14 protein-coding genes and 1 pseudogene are annotated in these 19,467 nt (G+C 36.9%); 1 reads left to right on the top strand and 14 read right to left on the bottom strand.

The features are described from left to right. Positions 1-227, bottom strand: a pseudogene (locus tag BC008_RS05825) (hypothetical protein); the annotation flags it as partial. A gap of 584 nt (positions 228-811) precedes the next feature. On the opposite strand from BC008_RS05825, the gene BC008_RS05830 reads away from it, so the two are divergent. Next, positions 812-1,165 (top strand): helix-turn-helix transcriptional regulator, encoded by a 354-nt coding sequence (locus tag BC008_RS05830; protein ID WP_027846308.1) that lies wholly within the window; start codon positions 812-814, stop codon positions 1,163-1,165. A gap of 717 nt (positions 1,166-1,882) precedes the next feature. Here the strand turns inward: BC008_RS05830 and BC008_RS05835 are convergent. The 13 genes from BC008_RS05835 to BC008_RS05895 all read right to left on the bottom strand — a co-directional run bounded on the left by BC008_RS05835 (position 1,883) and on the right by BC008_RS05895 (position 19,093). After that, positions 1,883-3,295 carry a transglutaminase domain-containing protein gene (locus BC008_RS05835; RefSeq protein ID WP_058183296.1) on the bottom strand — a complete coding sequence of 471 codons (1,413 nt, stop codon included), beginning with the start codon at positions 3,293-3,295 and terminating at the stop codon, positions 1,883-1,885. An 84-nt stretch (positions 3,296-3,379) separates the two neighbouring features. Further along, positions 3,380-4,198 carry a class I SAM-dependent methyltransferase gene (locus BC008_RS05840; protein ID WP_036268311.1) on the bottom strand — a complete coding sequence of 273 codons (819 nt, stop codon included), beginning with the start codon at positions 4,196-4,198 and terminating at the stop codon, positions 3,380-3,382. Between the two features lie 267 nt (positions 4,199-4,465). Further along, positions 4,466-5,617, bottom strand: coding sequence for an alpha/beta hydrolase-fold protein (locus BC008_RS05845; protein WP_058183298.1), 1,152 nt, complete (start codon positions 5,615-5,617; stop codon positions 4,466-4,468). A gap of 591 nt (positions 5,618-6,208) precedes the next feature. Next, positions 6,209-6,952, bottom strand: a complete 744-nt coding sequence (locus tag BC008_RS05850; RefSeq protein ID WP_027844263.1) for a DevA family ABC transporter ATP-binding protein — start codon at positions 6,950-6,952, stop codon at positions 6,209-6,211. A gap of 185 nt (positions 6,953-7,137) precedes the next feature. Further along, positions 7,138-8,304, bottom strand: a complete 1,167-nt coding sequence (gene devC / locus BC008_RS05855) for an ABC transporter permease DevC (RefSeq protein WP_027844262.1) — start codon at positions 8,302-8,304, stop codon at positions 7,138-7,140. A gap of 57 nt (positions 8,305-8,361) precedes the next feature. Further along, entirely contained in the window at positions 8,362-8,979 is a 618-nt protein-coding gene (locus BC008_RS05860; RefSeq protein WP_235595799.1) for a GNAT family N-acetyltransferase, read from the bottom strand. 91 nt (positions 8,980-9,070) lie between these two features. Further along, positions 9,071-10,093, bottom strand: a complete 1,023-nt coding sequence (locus BC008_RS05865) for an aromatic ring-hydroxylating oxygenase subunit alpha (RefSeq protein ID WP_027844260.1) — start codon at positions 10,091-10,093, stop codon at positions 9,071-9,073. A gap of 64 nt (positions 10,094-10,157) precedes the next feature. Beyond that, complete coding sequence (locus BC008_RS05870; protein ID WP_027844259.1) at positions 10,158-11,351, bottom strand: ABC exporter membrane fusion protein; 1,194 nt, start codon at positions 11,349-11,351, stop codon at positions 10,158-10,160. A gap of 11 nt (positions 11,352-11,362) precedes the next feature. Next, the gene (locus tag BC008_RS05875) at positions 11,363-11,989 is read right to left on the bottom strand and encodes a TetR/AcrR family transcriptional regulator (RefSeq protein WP_027844258.1); all 627 of its coding nucleotides are present in this window, start codon (positions 11,987-11,989) and stop codon (positions 11,363-11,365) included. A gap of 327 nt (positions 11,990-12,316) precedes the next feature. Then, positions 12,317-13,000, bottom strand: coding sequence for a hypothetical protein (locus BC008_RS05880; protein WP_058183300.1), 684 nt, complete (start codon positions 12,998-13,000; stop codon positions 12,317-12,319). A 1,310-nt stretch (positions 13,001-14,310) separates the two neighbouring features. Continuing rightward, entirely contained in the window at positions 14,311-15,294 is a 984-nt protein-coding gene (locus tag BC008_RS05885) for an RNA polymerase sigma factor, RpoD/SigA family (protein WP_027844256.1), read from the bottom strand. A 1,078-nt stretch (positions 15,295-16,372) separates the two neighbouring features. Next, positions 16,373-18,106: a helicase HerA domain-containing protein gene (locus BC008_RS05890; RefSeq protein ID WP_027844255.1), complete on the bottom strand. Its 1,734-nt coding sequence runs from the start codon at positions 18,104-18,106 to the stop codon at positions 16,373-16,375. Positions 18,107-18,295: 189 nt separating this feature from the next. Next, positions 18,296-19,093 carry a glutathione S-transferase family protein gene (locus tag BC008_RS05895; protein ID WP_027844254.1) on the bottom strand — a complete coding sequence of 266 codons (798 nt, stop codon included), beginning with the start codon at positions 19,091-19,093 and terminating at the stop codon, positions 18,296-18,298. Between the last annotated feature and the right edge of the window lie 374 nt (positions 19,094-19,467).

Here is a 19,467-nt window from a genome sequence, read left to right on the forward strand (position 1 = left end):
TTGCGAGCGGGCTTACGGTAACCGCGACGACGGCTCTTACCATCGATTACTTGTCTTTGGTTGTTAACGTTCTCAGCGTTTTGCTGGTTGAAGCTACCATCAGTTGCAGCACCGTTTTGCTCGTTAAACTGATCGTTAGTTTGACTTTGAGTATTTGCGAATGCTGCGGTAGGAGCAACGATTAAACTAGCAGCTAAAAGACCGAAAGCAACTGATTTCTTGAACATGATTGAAGACCTCATTGGTTATGTGTTGTTGAGCTTGGTTGTTGAACTTTGTCGTTGAACGAGGTTGAATTTTAGTGAGAGTTTTAATTCAGTGAGAGTTTTGATTTTGTTCACTCTAGATTCATTTAATTCATATTAAGAATAAGAACCTTGAGGATTTCCTCTGAGTGAGTTTGTTTTTGTCTGATATTTGAGGATACAAAGTGAGTTCGGTTCATTCCAGATTAAGTCTGATTTTTTTTTGGAAAAATTTTCGAACCCCTTAACAGCTCCTAATTTCAGCTTGATATAACATTCCTGGCTGGAGTTATTAACTGTTCCTAAGGAACTTTATTTAAAAGCCCTGAGGGAAACATAAGAAAATATCAGTTTCAATACTATTCATAACTGATGTATTTCTATTTTTGTTCCCGAAACAGCTTTACTAACTATATAGGATTGCTATAGAGTTAATAGTGAACCTGACACCTAATATTTTTAACCCAAGTTCTTGGGTGCGTCAAGTGTTTTGTTAAATTATTTGAGCACTATTTTTTTTTGGTGTTAGGATGTACGACTATAAACAAGACATAAATGCTGTAGCTGTGAAACGTAAAGCAAAACCACGAATTGCCTTTCTCCGCGAACAAGCAGGATTAACCCAGCTTGAGCTATCACGTCTTGTAGGCGTGACCGAAAGTACAGTTCAAAACTGGGAAAGTGGTAGGACCGGAATTAACCATATTGAAAGAGTCGCGAGGTTTTGCAAGGCTCTCAATTGTCGGGTGGAAGATCTATTAGAGTATGTAGATAATTCATCCAGTAGCGATGTAAAGCCGAATTCATTGAGTGAAATTCACGATTTATTAGGAACAAACGAACCTTCTTTAGGAAAGAATGAGAAATCAGGACTGACTGAAGAACCAAAATCGAATAATAAGTCTAATATTTCACTGTAAAACTTTATTTCTGACTCACTTTAAGGTTATTTTGTCTTGCCTGTGCCTGTTTGTTAAATTTTCCTAAAAGAGCTTGGTTGTTGTTTAAATTGACATTTCAGGTTCATACTTTTCGAGTTTACAAGGTAGCGGATAAACATAGAATGTACGATGTTCACGCATATTCGTGTTAATTCCGCAAGAGTCTTCCGATTTAATTATCTAATTCAAAGTTTAAGATTTTTGCCTTTTCTAGAGTGAGTCTCGTTCGCTTCTCCACGCTAAAGCTAATGGAAGAGATTCTAAGTGAGGTGCAATATATTGATCACATACGGTTAAAAGCACTCTCGTATAATGTTTTTGCAGTAACTGACTCTTTAAAAGCTTTTTTAGCAAAGCTTCTAGGGACTAGCAGAGCAATGGATTATTGGATAGGTTGTTGAATGAGTCTGCTTATTTAATCTTCTATTAGATTTCAAGTTACGAACCTTAAGATTAGAATAATTAAAATTAATATTCATGATTTTATCTTTCATGAAAATCAATATTTCCCTGAAAGGAAACTTATTATAGATTAAAAAATAATTGAGAATAAATAGAGAAGAAATCGGGAAGAAATCGAGAATTGAGACTCTCGCGTCCATTCATATAAAAAAATAATGCTACACATCAACTCTTTGAATCTGCTCCCTATTCCTTTTCATAAGCGGAGTGTATCAAAATTAAAGTAAATCAGTACTAAATTGCGTGAAATTTAAGTTGACCAATAGGAATAACCTTTCTCCCAGCACTAAATACAAAAATCTGATAATCTCCCTTTTCAGGTAATTGACAAGAGATTTTGGTTTTACCCGATCCACTTATTTGACTCGAGCATCTTTGAATTTCTAATTCCTTGCGTTGATTTGACTGATTATTTTCCAATAAGTCCCCAATTGAAAATTCCGTTTTTTTCGCCTTGGTAAATACAGCTACTATTTTCTTTCGATAGTTGGTAGAAGTGTTAATTTCAATTACAGCTGTTTTTTGAACGGATGACTCATACTGTTTTGGTGAGGTAATATCCAATTCTTCACTGAAAAAATAAGGAGTTAAAAGTGGCTGCTTCTCAAATTTATCTTGATCTGTAGGGTTTTTTAAAAGTTGCCAACTTGATAAATCAGGTAAGTGACTAATAATCATTACCTCTGGAGGAGGCATAAGATAATTAGCATTATATGAAATACCAGATTTATTAGAATTACTATCATCCCAGGTTGCATCAATTAATTGCCATTGACCTGCAACTTTAACAGCATTCCATGCATGCAAAGTCCAATCATAGCCACTGTTGAGAAACCTTAATCTCCTTGGAATTAAATCGACAGGAGCTAAATCTCGCCGGACTTTTCCTTCAAGATAAACAACGTTTAAACCTATACTCCGCCCCAACGCAGCAAATAATTTAGCATAACCTTCACACACTGCTTTGTGAGTTTGAAAAACCGTTTTCGCATCCTGAGGAGGTCTTATTCCCGTTTTAAGTACCTCTAAATCGTAAGTGACTCGACTAACAACATAGTCATGTAAAGCTTTTACTTGTAAATACGGGTCTTTTTGTTCCCTAGCTATATATTGTGCAACAGATTGAATACTGATTTCAACATCAGATGGAAGATTTGCAACAATAGGATCGATATCTCCATAATTGTTCCATGGCCAGTATTGATTTGATACGGGTGGTTTTGGTCGATATATTAGAGTATGGATATGATTATCGATTGTAAACTGGTTAGCCTGGTACACAAATGTCGATAAAAGTAAAGCTACTCCCAAAATATATTTCCATTGAATTTCACCAGAATTGGGATCTTTGAGGGTGTTTACAGAAAATACAGGAGATTTCTGATCGAACTCAGATTCTCGGAGATTAGTAAAATAAACAATTAAACTAATAATTACAATCAGTCCAAATATACTCAGTAAAATAGTGTGAATACTTAGGTTAGAGATTTGTAATATTATATTTTTTTGAGAAAATAAATATATAGATAATACTACCAAAGCAAAGATTAGGAAGAGCGAGGAAAATTTACGTATCATGCGCCTTTTTCGTCTTTGCTCGCGCTTGCGTACTTCCTCCCGAAAACGCGTTTCAAAATCTTCTGGCATACAAATCCTTTCTTGAACAAGAATACTATCTGTGTTCAATCTAGCAAGTAATATGTAGGATATGGGTCAAATTTAGTAAAAAACTTATCTCTCTCCCGACCTTAACCTTGCAACGAATACAGGTGGAATTTGATTGTAGTTATTCCATCCACCAAAAGAGTTAGTTTGAGCGGGATCTTGAGTTGGAAAAGCAGGTTCTTCTAAACCATCTAAGACAAAGCCAAAGTGAAAAGCTGAACTTAAAAGTAAATGTAAAGGTCGATGAAAATAAATGTGTGGTTGTGGTTGATTCTCAACCGCTAATCCACTTATACTACTTGGTTCTAAGTATGATTTAACTTTTATTGAATATTCAGTTACTAATTTACCCTCTACATCACTGGTTTCTGCAAGCATGCTCGCACCTACATGATTGAAACAAGGATGACACACTGAAAATACAAAACATCCTTTGGGACGTAATAACTTTGCAAGCGATCGCATTAAAGGATCGATTTGAGCCATATCCATCAAAGCCATTGTAGAAACAGCTGCATCAAAAGAATTTTCACCTAGTCTCAGTAAAGCTGTTTCATCAGTTGCATCAAGCACCTGAAACTTAACCGATGTTTCATCGGGTTTAGTTCTTTTGCATGCATTGATAATCATTTCTTCTGCAAAGTCAATTCCCAATACTTGCGCGCCAAGACTTGCTAACCAGCGGGAGGTTAAACCATTACCACAACCTACATCTAAAATTTTCTGTCCTGGTTGTAAGTTTAATAATCTTTGAGTAGAGGGGCGAATAAGGGTTTGATGAAAATCATTACCTTCGTCACCCATACGTTCATCCCAAATTTGAGAGTTCGCATTCCAAGCTGCGCGTGTCTGCTCGTTGAGTGAGTTTATAGATGCATCTGTCATTGAAATTTGTTCTAATTCTGATAGTAGTTGGAAATATTCGCTCAGAAATCAATATTTAAATGATTAATTTATATAGCGTTGGTGAATGCGTAATACTAAATAATTTGTAATGGGGGACGATGGTGAGTGTGTAATACTTTTAATGTAAATATCTAGGGAAAATCAATTTTTCAATGATGTTATTTCTCAATTAGGATTCTCTATTCAGCAAGACCTTTAATTCAGATAATTTCTCCCTAGTTAATAACACGAAAGTTTTAACATGGATTAATCGCGAAATAATATAGAAGCAAACTCTCGTAAATATCCTCGCCAAACCAACCATTCATGTCCGCCTTTCGTTGGAAACCAAATGTGTCTAATTCCAATTTTTTCTAATTGTTTATGGATTGCTTGATGGTTAGAGTAAAAATTATCTTGAGCACCACAACCTAACCAAAATAATTTTAATTTTAAATTAGCTAAAGTTGGATTTTGAAAAACTCCACCATAAGATGTATCAATATTAAAATCTTTCAATAAAGAACTAAAACCACCGACCCAGGAAAACTTATCTAAATTATTCAAGCCAACTTCTAATGCTTGTCCTCCTCCCATAGAAAGACCAGCAATTGCTCTAGAATTTCTATGAGCAATTGTCCGATATTGACTGTCAATCAAAGGAATTAAATCTTTAATTACTACTAGGGGGAAAGCTTCATTTTTCCAAGAATCTGGTGGAAGTTTTACCCCTGGTTTGGTTGCATAACCGTTGTCCATAACTACAATCATCGGTATGGCTTGACCTGTGTTTATGAGGTTATCAAGAATAAAATTAGCTTTACCTTGTTGAGTCCAAGCCCATTCACTTTCACCAGCACCATGCTGTAGATAAAGTACGGGATATCTGCGTTTAATATTAGCGTTATAATTGGGTGGAGTGTAGACAAGAACTCGGCGTAATTTACCGGTTACTTGGGAATGATACCAACGTTGGCGTACTTCGCCATGGGTTGCTACTTTAGGATTATAAAAATCAACTTTGGGATGGGGAACTTCCAATCCACTTGTAGCTTTTCCCCAACCAAAATAAGTTTTACTTGCTGGGTCGTTGACTGGGGTACCATCAATGATTAACTGGTAGTAATGGAATCCGGGATTTATGGGAATTGTCACTATCCATAGCCCATCTTCACCACGAATTAAATTAGTTGGCTCTTTCCCGAATGGGTTTTTAGAGTCGAGTCCGATAACTTGTACACTTTTAGCTAATGGTGCTTTAACACGAAATGTTACCTTTCCATCAGAATGGATATATGGATATTCTTTGTTTGGGACGTTAGAAGGTGCTCTAGAGCCATTTTTTAATTGTGCGTAAACTGGTTGGGAACAAATTAGAGAAATTATAAAAGCAATACAAAAGGATGTGATTTTGTTCATTTACTGTGGTAGGTGCAGATAGTAATGGTAATTTTCTATTTATAAAAATGGAAGTACCCATTTAATTTGAAGGTGATTTTTCAACTGACAAAACTCCCAAAGTATTTTTATGGGATTTTGCATTTGTTTCTTATCCTGTAGTTTTTTTTATTTTAAAGCTATAAATTTACAATCTTAACATTTTGTTTTCGTTACTCATTTAATTGAACCCTTATTTGTAATACTTAAATATCTCTATAGATAATTGTGGATAAATCATTAATTACCCATTACCCATTACCAATTACCCATTACCCATTACCAATTACCAATTACCCATTACCAATTACCAATTACCCATTACCAATTACCAATTACCAATTACCAATTACCAATTACCCATTACCAATTACCAATTACCCATTACCAATTACCAATTACCAATTACCAATTACCAATTACCCATTACCAATTACCAATTACCCATTACCAATTACCAATTACCAATTACCAATTACCAATTACCCATTACCAATTACCAATTACCCATTACCAATTACCAATTACCAATTACCAATTACCAATTACCCATTACCCATTACCAATTACCAATTACCCATTAACATCCACACCTACACTATTATTTTGAAGATAACCATCTTCCATATAAACGATTCGGTCGGCAATATCAAGGATCCGATTATCATGGGTGACAAGCAAAATTGTACAACCTTGTTCTTTTGCTAGCTTTTGCATTAATTCCACCACATCACGCCCAGATTTTTTATCAAGTGCAGCAGTGGGTTCGTCTGCCAAAATAATTTTAGGTTGACTAACAAGTGCGCGAGCAATCGCTACCCTTTGTTTCTGTCCACCTGACATATTTTCTGGATAATAATTTGCACGATTTCCCAAACCCACGCTCTGCAACATATCGTTTGCGATTGCATCCATGTCCGCAGTCAACATGTTGTCGTGTAACTCCAGGGACATTCGTACATTTTCTTGTGCAGTCAAAAATGTCATTAAATTATGTGCCTGAAAAATATAGCCGATTTGACGGCGAATCTTTGTTAGATTCTGTTTGCTTGCACCACAAACGTCTTTCCCTAAAATCTTCAAAATACCTTCCTGTGCAGAACGTAGTCCACCGATTAAGGTCAACAGTGTAGTTTTTCCTGAACCGCTTGGACCAGTCATAATAACAATTTCACCTGGGTAAATATCTAAATTAATATCAAATAGCACTTGTTTGCGCAGTTCACCTTCTCCAAAGTAATGGTTAAGATCTCGAGCACAAATAACTGCTTCTGTCGATAAAGATTGGTTAGAATCAAGAGAGTAAAGACTTTCCATGGGTTGAAGGTGTAATTAGCTTGAAAGTGTAATTAGCTTGAAAGTGTAATTAGCTTGAAAGTGTAATTAAATATGTTGTGGTGAAATTTAAAGATTATTCTTATATCGAATATTCGATATAAAAAGTCATTCCTAGTATGCCAATATGTTTCTATAATTTGAAACCTGTAATTCGAAACCCAAAACTAAAAAATGTCAGCAGGATCCGCAGATTGAAGTTTGCGCATTGCGATCGCTCCCGAAGCAAAGCACATAATGATGGTCATAACAAACACATTAATGCTTCGAGCTACTGTCATCCCAATAGGAAGCATAGTAGCAGCATATGCTAGTTGATAAAGTCCAAATGACAGTACAAATCCAGGAATGTAGCCCAGCACGGCGAGGAGAATAGCTTCTTGTAAAAGAGTTACTAATAGGTAGCGATCGGTATATCCCATCGCCTTTAAAGTTGCATATTCTGGTAAGTGATCTGATACATCAGAGTAAAGAATTTGGTAAACAATTACGATCCCGACAATAAAACCCATTACTACGCCAAAACCAAAGATAAAACCGATACCGGTGCCATCCGACCAATAATTTTTTTCAGTTTCGGCAAAGTCATCTGGCGTAAGCACTCGTACATCATTGGGTAGATTAGTCTCTAAATGCAATCGTACACTTTCAATATCTGCGTCTGCTTTCAGTTTGATTAAACCAAGTTCAATGCGATCAGGTTTGCGTTCTGGAAACAATTCCATAAAGGTCGAATCACTAGTAATAATATTGCCATCAGCAGCAAAGGAAGCACCCAAAGTGAATAAACCTTTTACTTGAATCAATTTACTATTAACTTCAGTCTCAACAGTACCCTGTTTTTTGAATATATCAGCGATTGCTCCATACTCAGGTCTTCCTGCACGATCAAAAAATACCCGGTTCAGTTGCTTGAGTTGTCCCAAATTCTGATCAATCTCAGGAAAATTAAAGGTAGATTTTGTCGAATCAACTCCCCAAACTAAAATGGCGCGACTGAGGTGAGTTTTGGGATTTTTCCATTGAGCAGTATTAATATATACGGACTGCACTGATTCGACTCCTTCATAAGCCAAGCTTTGGTATAAACGCGCCCTAGAAAAGCTTTTGACTGAGAATAAAGTTTGAAATTGGGGATTAATCAAGACTAGATCTGCTTGTAGCGATCGGTGAGGTTTTGTCGCTGAATTGAAAAGCGCACCTTCAAAGCCCATCTGAACAAACATAAGAATATCTGCAAAAGCAATACCGGCTATAGCTACAGCGAAGCGAGTTTTTTGCTTTGTCAACTGTCGCCAAGCTAATGGTGTTCTTCGAAACAATTTATGAAACATATTTAAATGACTTGTCTTAGAAATTTTAGAAATTATTTAATTAACAATCAAAATCAGCTATCTATTACCGTTTTGAGGTTCTCTTTTCATTGTCCAAAACTTGAGTGGTTGTTCGCCGGTTCTCAAAACTTCAAAACCATGTTTTTGGTAAAAGCGAATAGCCCCAGGGGTATCAGTTTCCAGATAACAAGGTAAACCTTCTTCGTCTGCTTGTTTGAGGACCGGTTGAATGAGTGAACCGCCAATTCCTTCTCCCTGACAAACAGGTGAAACTCCCAAACCAAAGAGATACCAATGAGGTACGGGCATATCTTGTGTGTGGTATTTGTCAAGTAACGCAAATGGGGAGATAAACTTTTTCAGGTTTTTCCAACCCAACTGGAAAGGAATTCTATAGAATCCTGTGAGCATAAATCGCAGGTTATTAAAAGGATATGCTCCTGGTGGGATCCAAATTGCAATCCCTTTAATTTCTGGAGTGGTATATGTACAGTTATGAGGGAGGGAATATCGTAAGCTAGCTTTCCATATATCGTGCAATAATTTATCTTTTACCTTATCTTCTTGGGGTAACGCATAGCTAAAAAGTGGGTCTTTAAGAAATGCTGCAGCAAGAATTTGGGAAGCTTTATCGATTTGTGATTTTTCTAGCAGGATAATTTCAGAAGTCATCATATTTTTCTCCATATGACTGCATCAAATTTTGTTTGAATAACTTATAGGACTTATGTTGCTTGTGAATCCCATATTTGTTCAATGTCAGTTCTTAAGTATTTTCTGACTTTGATATTGTCTGAGCTTGTTCGTATAGTTTGTGCCATAAAACTATTCCTTTATCTGCACGAACAAAATTATTAACCTTCAATCCACTCTTTCGAGGTCGAGTTGACATCAAAATTTTGTAGTCATCCGGTTGAACTAGATTTAATTCCACCCACACAAAAGCTCTGGAAATTAACTGACTAACCCAAGGCATACTGAATGGAGTATAGTAACGGAAATATGCCCAAGTATTCTCTTCATCGATAGGTGTTGCAACTACAAATAATTTGATTCCACCAAAGCCAAAATCAAATATAGCTAAGTTGGGGAAATGTAAGCGATGTCGGAAGTTCGCAACACTCATGCTTTGGCTTAATGTTGGGTGATTTGAATTTTGGTGATTTGAATTTTGGTCATCTGATTTTTGCGGTCTGATTCGTCCCCAAGTATGAATTACTTCACCTTCAACTTTTGCATCAAAAGGATCTAACAAAGTAGAAGAACCAAAACCAGATAACCGAGCAACGTTATGATGTGCAAATACAAAATGATGCAGATCGATTAGTAAACTTTCTACAGCTCGAGTAAAAGGAACATTCCAACTCATCATTCCCGAAGCCCAACGTTTTGGATGGTTTTGCAATTCTTCAAACCAAGGAATTTGGGATTGTTCGGATTGAGCTTCTCCCCACCACAACCATACTAGACCATGTGCTTCTTTTACCTCATAAGGTTTTACCCGCATTTTTGAACTGATGTGAGCCTTCTCACCTTCGCAAGGCATTAAGGTGCAATTACCTTGATTATCGAAACGAAAACCGTGATAAGGACACTGTAGACAACCATCTACTACCTTACCTAGAGCAAGGCTTGCACCTCGATGCGGGCAGTGTTGAGCTTGACAAACGACTTTACCACTACTGTCTCGCCACAGAACTAGATCCATACCCAAACGTCTAAGCGCAACAGGTTTTTTATTGATCATTTGCGATTCAGCGATCGCCCACCATTTGTTCTTTAAAAACATAACTTTTCCTTATATCAAACATTCGTTATAAAATAATTCAAACGTAAAATAATGAAAATAATTTTTATAGTTGTATTGCTGTTTCTACCTGTAAATTAGTCAACCCTGAAGCACGCTTGCTATCTTCAGGATTTAAGCGGATTTTGACATCAACAACACGACGATCTAAATTTTCTCCGGGCTGGTTACTAAAAACATTTTGGCGATTAACTTGCAAACCGATTTGAGTTACTTCCCCCTTCAATTTACTATTTAATGCTTGTCCGCTAATAATTGCTTTTTGTCCTACTTTTATTTTATATATATCAGTTTGATAAACTTCTGCAATTACCATCATTTGATTTGTTTTAGCTATTTCGGCTACACCAGAATCACCAATTTTTTCACCTTTACGAACATGAATCTTAATAATTTGCCCTACTATGGGAGCACGGATATAAGCTTGTTCGAGATTAGTTTTGGCTTGTTTAAGTGTGGCGATCGCGCGATCTAACTCTGCTCGTGCAACTTTAATATCAACTGGACGAACTTCAGCAATTTGGTTAAGAGTTGCTTTGGCTGCATTAATTTGTTCCTGTCCAGAGGAAATAATGCGTTTGAGGTTAGCTTGGGCTTCAGCTAATTGCTGTTGTGCAGTTTCCCAGGTCAAGCGTTTGCTATCTCTACTTGATGCAGAAATCGCTCCTTCTTGATAAAGATTTTGGTTGCGTTGATATTCCGACTGAGCATTATTTAATTCAGCTTGAAGTCGAGCTATTGTTGCTTTCTGGGCAGATATTTGCGTGCTGTTTTCTGCCTGAAGTCTAGCTATGGTTGCTTTTTGGGCAGTTATTTCCCCGGATTTGGCACCGGCTTTTACCTGTGCTAGTTTCGTTTGTGCAACTTTCACCTCTTGTTCAGCTTGGGTAAGAGCATCTTGTAAACGTTTATAGGAATCTAAAACAGCAATGGTTTCTCCTACTTTGACAGTATCCCCTTCCTTTACCAATAATTGTCCGATGCGATCTCCATCCAAAGTTAAAGGTGCGGATAACTCAATTACTTCCCCTTCTGGTTCGAGTCTTCCTAAAGCGGTAACTTTCTTCATTGGAGATGGTTGGTCAACTGCTTGAGCAGTAGGTTTTTGGAGTGATTGAAACTGAGATAAGCCATAAACAGTAAGTACACCAGAGACAGCGGTACCAGCTATTATCAAACCTAATAGGTTTTTGATCGCAGGTTTTTTACTTGCAGACTTAGGAAGTAGTTCTTGACTCATACTTTCTCCTATTAATTCTCTAAATTTTGATTTTCTAAATTTTTAATATCTAAATTTTGACTCTTTAAATTTTGATTATCTAAATATTGACAAACCATCTTTTTGAGTAATTCTCCTTGCTCCTCGTAGGAAATTACATCTCCTTCAAACATACGCCCGATTAATAACCCACTAACCACGTTCATGACGAAACTTGCTAAAACTCGATCTTGAATTTGTAAATACTTAGAAAGTTCTTGTCTTGTCTTTTCCTGAACAGTTTGAAGAATTTTATTACTTAAAACGATAGCTTTTCCTTGCTGCTGATAGAAGTCACATAATATTAGTGTTTGATTGATAAAATAATCTTCATTTTTCGCAAGGAAATCAATTAAAGTATGAATTCGCTCTGGTAAAGTTTCTACGTCTTGTGCTTCAGCCAAAAAATCAGAAAGATCCCGTTCGGCTTGCTCTTCAATTAGCTGTAAGAATAAGGCTTCCTTATTGGGAAAATAATGATATAAGGTTCCAGTTGAAACCCTGAGTTCTTTTGCAATCTCACGCATGGTGATAGATGCATAACCCTTTTGGGCAAACAAGTCAAAACTTTTCCATAATAATTCTTTGCGGTACTGCTCGTGGTCTACAATTTTCGGCATCGATCTACACTGAATTTATTTTTAAGGCGTAAAGGCAAGGTACTAATTATCCCATCCATTTACTCTACTCGTTAGCGATCGCGAAACGTCGCGTCACTAAATATTTAACTTAATCAAATCCAATACTATACTAGCACATATATCGAACGTGCGTTATAAAAAAACAAGAATTAAGAGCCAAGCAACTAAATAATAAATTATCGGTCGCCCTTACCAACCGCCAATCGAAATAAATTGGTCATTAATCATCGATCCTAGTTCAAACATCAGTGAACGATGACTAACGACCAATTACTAAAGATAACCTTCCATTATTATTCCTTTTTATTAACCTTTGCACATTTGTAAGACTTGGCGATCGCTATCACCAATCGAACTCAAACGATAGTAATTTTGAAGTCTAACAGAATGATTGTAGTTGGTGACAGTATTCTCTGTACCAGAGAACCCTCTTACAGAAGCCACTTGAGATGTGCTAGTTTCACCTGGATAGCTATTGACCGTCATTGCGAGTTTTCCATTTTGACGCAATGCTCCTCGGAAACAGCTAAATTCTGAACTGGGCATATATAAAGCACCCGTCACTCTACCGTACTTCCGTTCAAAAATTATGTAACCTTTACCTAATTGTCCTGGTTGGGGAGATTGACCGTAGAGATAAACTCCGTCTTTTTGGGGTAAGGTTGTCCGTTTGCGAAGTGAAGAAGTGCTTATAGAAGCTTGATACTGGTTGATATCGCCAACTGTTCTCAATGATGTATCCCAATTATGAGAATAATTCCCATTATTGTTAACAAAAAAATTAGTACTTTGTGAAGAACTAGAAGAACTGTAGGAGGAAAAAGAGCCTGTAGCAGTCTGCGAATTCAATGATGCAGTCTGGGAATGATGCATTTGACTCGCAGATACCGGATTTGTAGTTTCCGCAAATACTCCAATAGCCAAGGAAAGAGCAAAGAAGGGGACTTTCCAATTTAGATTTGAAGATAGACGCTTGATATTGTTCAACATTTTGTTCCCCATTTTAAAGCACGTAATTTTATGAATAGTTGTTTTTGGTTTCTGGGTGATATCGTCTTTTAGTTACATTGTCTGACAAAAAAAATACTTGAATAAATAAAATTTTGATTTTTTGTTGGATTTCGGTGGGCTGAAAAATTAGCTAATATGATTATTAGACTCACGTGGTCCAAAATCCGCCGAAGTTTAGTCACAACACAATTTAATTTTTAAATATTGAATTATCAGCAGAAGCTAACAATTTATAAATAGATCAATGATGTTAATTAGAAATTAAACAATTATGAGTTACAAGTTTTAAGTTAAAATCTTGAGTCACAAATGTTTAAATTGGTTCTGCACTTACTGCTTTGTGGTTGTGACGTAATGTTTAAGAACTAGTCAAAAGAAATTTACTATCATACAGACTAATTTACTATGCTGCAATAACTTGAGAATTCTTTCTTAAGTCTAGATTCTAAAAATCTTAGGTTCAGGTTATGTCTGCAACTCATTTATCAACAAATAAATATTACTAGAGATTTCCTCCTTTGGTACATTGCGCAATTTTCTATTTCTTACTGTTAGGTTGTGATAAATGTGCCGGTAAAGTAAGTGACTTAGATCACATATTGTTCAAGCAGTATCAATATTTAGGTTTAGATTATCCAAGTAAATAAAATTTTGACAGAGTATCCGCCTTGTTTGCTTAAAATATCCTACTTTTTCCGGTGAATAAAACTTTAATCAAACAGATTTGGCGTAAATTGGGAAAAATGGAGGGAATTTACAAACTAATTTACAAAATTGAAAAAAATATAAATTATTAAACTACAAAATATTTTTGAATCATTGCTCCTTTTTTTTTTAGTAGAATCTCTAAAAATTAACTTTCTTTGAGTTAATACAAGTTTTAGGAATTACTTTTCGGAATTTTTGCGGAATATTTTCACTGAATTTTGGGAAAATTTCTGAAATTACGTCCATAGACCGGAGAAAGTCCTGATTTATTTAACTTTGTAGTTGTTCCGTATTGGGTAAAGTGCAAAATTTTGAGGTTTTCAGAACGAGCACTGAGACTAAGCTTGAGTTGATTATTCTTTTTATAAGTGGGAGAAGAAGCGGGGAATTTGGGGAAATTTTAATAGAGATAATAGAGAAGATAAAAAAATTGGAGACGCAGCATTGCTACATCTCCATAATGAGAAGAAAGGGAACTTGAGAAGATGGAGGACCAACTTAAAACTCAATTTCTCCTTTCTATCTAAGAAGCGTTGTTTAAAGAGTGATAGATAAATTTGAGTAAGTCCCTACTTTTCGAGTTAGCTTGCAACATACTCTTTAACATTAGCCCGACGGCGACGTAGATGAGCAAGAGCTTGATGTTCTAATTGGCGAACCCGCTCTCGACTAAGGTTTAAACGTTCTCCAACTTTTGCTAAAGACAATTCGTTCCCATCTTCCAAACCGAAACGCAAACAAAGAACTTCTCTTTGCTGGGGTGTAAGTTCAGCTAACAAGTTATACAAGTCTTGGCGCAAAAACTCTTGGGTAGTGTAGTGTTCTGGAGAAGGTCCTTCATCTTCCAGCATTTCTTGCAATTCAGTGTCTTGGTTGTCACCAACACGAACATCCAAAGATACTGGTTGACGAGCCATATTTAAATATTCACGGATCTGACTGGGCTCTAAATCCAACTCTTTTGCAACCTCACCCGGTAAGGGAGAACGACCTAATTTTTGAGCCAACTCTCGTTGAACTTTCTTGATTTTATTCAGTTTTTCAGTGATATGAATGGGAAGACGTATGGTACGTCCTTGCTGAGCGATAGCTCGAGTAATGGCTTGACGAATCCACCAGTAAGCATAGGTTGAAAACTTATAACCTCTAGTCGGATCGAACTTCTCCACACCTCGTTCCAAACCTAAAGTTCCTTCCTGGATCAAATCCAGAAACTCCATATTCCGCTTCTGGTATTTTTTCGCAATTGCAACAACCAAGCGTAAGTTAGCTTCAATCATTTTTTGCTTAGCTCGCTTCCCTTGGTGCACAATTTGTTTTACTTCTGTCTCTGAAAGCTTAACATTATGCGACCACTCTTCCAGGGTGGGCGAACGATCTAATTTTTTGGTCAAAGCATCTTTCGCTTCAACCAACTTCATCATTTGTTGTACTTGCTTACCAAAAACGATCTCTTGCTCGCGGGTCAGCAACGGTACTCTACCAATCTCGCGCAGATAGGTTCGCACCATATCAGCCGTGAATTTGGTGTTTGCAGTTTCTAGTTGAGTGTTTGTACTTGGCATTGGTGCGTTATCCTCTACTCCATGAATACGTTGAATAGGTTGAGTATTATTAATTGTGATGAATAGGAAACCTAGGACTCATGTAAACTCTTACGTGGCACAACATCTAAGACAATGTATTCATACAAAACGCTGAAGCAGAAATCGCCGAGATGGTCCCCCTCAGTACTCATTCCCCATCATCGTTAATTTAAGTGCAAACCTATGAAGGCAAGTCAGATAAACTTGTCGTCTTTCTACTTCCCTTGATCGCTGTCGGCGATAGTAAAAATACGAAGTCAGTATGAGTTCTACTTATTTATATTCAATATTACGACAAAATCTTTGGCTCGTAAAGTAGCATAGATTAAACTTCCAATTATACTCAAAAACAGTTTTAATAGCAAAAAGCCTTATTGCGATTTTTGTCTCCTACTTTATATATAGTGACGTTAAAAACAAAACTTCTGTTGCCTAGAACTATCCGGATAACCGAACTGTTTTGGGTTTTGTGATGGGCGGATGTCACTAAACCGGAAAAACTGGAATAAAAGCTGCCAAATTAGTAGTTAATAGATTACTGTGTCAGTTATTCTCACTCCAGCTTTTAATCGAGGCTATTAACTCAAGATTGATTTTAAAGTAGAGCACACAATATAAAATATAAATAAAATTTTTGAGTATAAATTAAAAATAGTATACCAAACGCAATAATCTCAACTAGAAAACTTGATGTAAAAGTTCAGTAAAGAATTGAAATACAAGCATTGACCCAGTTTAAATCAATAAAATTACTCCTAAATCATTTTTAGACAACAAAACAGCAATATTGACAATTTAAAAACATTCTCATGTGGCATTTTGGAAAGCTGGTGAAGAAATATCATATCCAAGCTTTCTGTTACACAAAAATTGCGTTATTGCTTTTAAAGAGATTAGCAGAGAGGATTATTTTGTCAAGCTGAGAACTTGTGAGAAAAAGACTAGGTATGATTATGGGGCATAGCAAGATGAGTAACAAGTAACGTAACTACCAATTATCAGTTACCAGTTACCAGTTACCAGCCAGTTACCAATTAACAATAAATTACTGAATTAACTAAAAACCCAGGTCGGCTTTTGCAAGTTCAGCTTCTGCAAACACTTCCTCATCAGTTTTTTCCTCCCAAGCAGGGTCGCCAATTTCTTTGTAAAAAGTTTCATCATAGGGACGAGTGCGTACGACTACCGGCATGGGAACCGCATGACCTAAAATTAATGCTTGTTGTTTAGAGTCTAATTTTGCCAGCACGGAACGCAAACTACTACCCCCAGAAACCCCAGTAAAAATTGCGTCAATATCTTTTTCATCATTAAGTAAAGCTGTGACGCGCGTTCCAATTTGGGACATAACTTCATTATCAATCCCGGATGGACGTTGATCTACTACCAACAAACTCACAAAGTATTTCCGCATTTCGCGGGCTATAGTACCAAAAATAGTGCTTTGAACAATTGCTGGATCCAAAAAGCGGTGTGCTTCTTCAATGGTAATTACTAACTGATAAGGTTTGTCAGTTGGATTTCCACTTTGCAAAAACCTCTCAGCTTTACTAACATAATGCTGGTGAATTCTTCTAGTAATCATGTTGGTGACCAACATGTAAGAAAGCATATCTGACTGGGATCCAAATTCAACAACTACATTTTTCCCTGCTTCCAAAGAACGTAAAATTTGGTTGACGTAGTTATGGGGACAAGCTGAGCGCATATATTTTAAGTTATCCATCCGCAGCAATTTGCGCTGTAATGCTGTGATTGAACCCTGGTGACCCCGTTTTTCTTCGCAGAAAAGCTTAATTTCTTCATTGGTCATGTTCAATAATTGCAAAATCCAAGATTTGCCAAATTCGGCATACAGGATGTTGGCATTATCTAAACTAGCGTCGGAAAGCCCAAGGTCACGACTACATAGGCGAATATCTTCAACTTCTACTTGGTCATAACTTAAGTAAAGCTCTTGCGCGTCTCTTACGCCTCTACGACGGGTTGATTCTGGATCTAATGTGTAAACTTCTACTCTTCCTGGGAATAACTGTTTTAACCCTTTTACAGTACTATATTGTTTCCCTTCACAAACAGCTTGCCATCCGTACTCGGAATGCATGTCAAAGATGAGATTAACACCAGCACCCTTACGGATTATACCTGCTAATAGTAAACGGGTAAGAAATGATTTACCGGTACCAGATTTTCCAAATACACCATTACTGCGTTCCACAAACCGGTCTAAATCCAGACAAATTGGTACATCCATGTCCAAGGGTTTACCAATGGAAAAATTCCGACGGTGGATGTCATCTTCCCAACCAAATACCCGACGGAAATCTTCTTCAGAAGCTTCATAAACTTGACTGAAGTGGGAAGGAATTGTTTTGACTGGTAACAATTCCATAGTTGTACTGGTTTGGGGTTGAAAAGATGCTAAACCAGCACCTGCAGATGGTATAAAGGGATTGGCTGATTTGCCATTGATGCCATTAAGAGACTCCTTCTCCTCTGGAGTAAACATCAACATCGGAGCAAGAGTCATGGTGCCATAAGTTCCACTCCCTGCGAGAATGTCTCTAAGGAAAGTATCTTCCCAACGAGGAGGATTTGCTGTAATTCTTTGATTGGCTGTGCCTAAGGCTACGTCTGTTAACATACAAAAAAAGCGCGATCGCATACCCTGCACAACCAAAAATTTTCCCACCCGCATATCTTCTACAGATATATCGGGGTTCAAGCGGACTTCTAATCCTCCGGTAAGAGAGCCTTGTATAACTGAGCCAAGTGGCAGTCCCAAGTTCATGTGACTAATTACATGATGAATGATATATGTGAATTTTAATTGCAGATCGTGAAATTAGGCGATTTTTGGCATCAAACTGGTAGCTTGATCGGGAATTGGCAATTGGTCATGGATTATTTGTAATTAGTTATTTGTCCATTTATTTGTCCATATTTTGATACCCATTCGCCAGTCGCCAATCCCCAAAACTTACTCAATTTGAATAGAAGTTGGTCTATCCCCACTTGTGGGAGTGGAAATACCGATAATAGGCTTACGATAATCATTGTAAAGCCGATCGCGCCATTGGAAAAATGGTGCATAGGCAGGATTATCTGCAATCCCCGGTACACCTTTACCTAAAATTTGGCTGGGTAATTCCAAGTAAGCAGCGTCAGGAAATTTTAGCAGGATAGATAATCCAGCCACTGCGAAGTCAGCTAATGTTGGTTCTTCTCCACACAAATAGGGGCTATCGGACAGTATTAGAGTCAGAGCTTCCAGATCTTGCTTCAAGTCCGCCATAGCTCTATTTACTGCATCAGCACTGTAACCCACACCAGAACCCAAAACATTCAAGAAATCGCTCGGAACCTCACCAACTAAAGTTTTAAAAATGTCTGGAATTGAACTTGGTAGTAAAGATGTGCGAAAATCCCTATCCTGACTAATAGCAGAAAATAATGCTTTTCTACCTTTAATTCCAATAGATTCATCCGCCCATTCTTCCATCATCAAACATAGACCTCGTTGCTTGGGCTCTACAGGGATTAAGGGCTTTTCAGGATAATGAGCGTCTAAGTACTTAGCTATTTCTGTAGAATCTACAATAAATCTGCTACCATCTTTCAAAACAGGTACCTGACGTTGACCTGTCATTCGAAATAAGTCAACTTGACCAATACCAGGTGTAACTTCAATCTTACGATACTCCAGACCTTTGAAGTCTAAAATCAAACGTACTTTCTCTGAATACTGCGAAAGTTCAAATTGATACAGTTCCAACATAACCTAAACCCAGTTTATTTTGCTCATCAATTTTATAAGTTTACATTCGTTTAAATTAATTTAATTCAATCGTTCTGTTTATTGAATAATATTTTTTGTGTCAACTATATTTTGAGCAAATTACGACGTATTTTCCCCAACTACGGACTAATTACAGTAAGAATCAAGCGCCTTAAGATTTTTGGCGGTCTACGAAAATCCTAGTTTTTTGATGACGGTCGATATTGTAGAGACATCTCTGTGCAGATAGATAAGAGTGCTTATTTGTAGAGTACTGGTAGCTTTTGTTGAACCGCATTCGTTCAAAAATCAAATATAGTTGTTATACATAGAAACAGATATTCATCACTTAATGACTTTTCAAACAAGTTTTC

Origin of the sequence: Mastigocoleus testarum BC008 (genome assembly GCF_001456025.1) — a bacterium.
GTDB lineage: Bacteria > Cyanobacteriota > Cyanobacteriia > Cyanobacteriales > Nostocaceae > Mastigocoleus > Mastigocoleus testarum.

Coding starts and splice junctions, on each gene's coding strand:
- BC008_RS05835 (WP_058183296.1), bottom strand. CDS start 3,295: ATGCCAGAAGATTTTGAAACGCGTTTTCGGGAGGAAGTACGCAAGCGC.
- BC008_RS05840 (WP_036268311.1), bottom strand. CDS start 4,198: ATGACAGATGCATCTATAAACTCACTCAACGAGCAGACACGCGCAGCT.
- BC008_RS05845 (WP_058183298.1), bottom strand. CDS start 5,617: ATGAACAAAATCACATCCTTTTGTATTGCTTTTATAATTTCTCTAATT.
- BC008_RS05850 (WP_027844263.1), bottom strand. CDS start 6,952: ATGGAAAGTCTTTACTCTCTTGATTCTAACCAATCTTTATCGACAGAA.
- devC (WP_027844262.1), bottom strand. CDS start 8,304: ATGTTTCATAAATTGTTTCGAAGAACACCATTAGCTTGGCGACAGTTG.
- BC008_RS05860 (WP_235595799.1), bottom strand. CDS start 8,979: ATGATGACTTCTGAAATTATCCTGCTAGAAAAATCACAAATCGATAAA.
- BC008_RS05865 (WP_027844260.1), bottom strand. CDS start 10,093: ATGTTTTTAAAGAACAAATGGTGGGCGATCGCTGAATCGCAAATGATC.
- BC008_RS05870 (WP_027844259.1), bottom strand. CDS start 11,351: ATGAGTCAAGAACTACTTCCTAAGTCTGCAAGTAAAAAACCTGCGATC.
- BC008_RS05875 (WP_027844258.1), bottom strand. CDS start 11,989: ATGCCGAAAATTGTAGACCACGAGCAGTACCGCAAAGAATTATTATGG.
- BC008_RS05880 (WP_058183300.1), bottom strand. CDS start 13,000: ATGTTGAACAATATCAAGCGTCTATCTTCAAATCTAAATTGGAAAGTC.
- BC008_RS05885 (WP_027844256.1), bottom strand. CDS start 15,294: ATGCCAAGTACAAACACTCAACTAGAAACTGCAAACACCAAATTCACG.
- BC008_RS05890 (WP_027844255.1), bottom strand. CDS start 18,106: ATGAACTTGGGACTGCCACTTGGCTCAGTTATACAAGGCTCTCTTACC.
- BC008_RS05895 (WP_027844254.1), bottom strand. CDS start 19,093: ATGTTGGAACTGTATCAATTTGAACTTTCGCAGTATTCAGAGAAAGTA.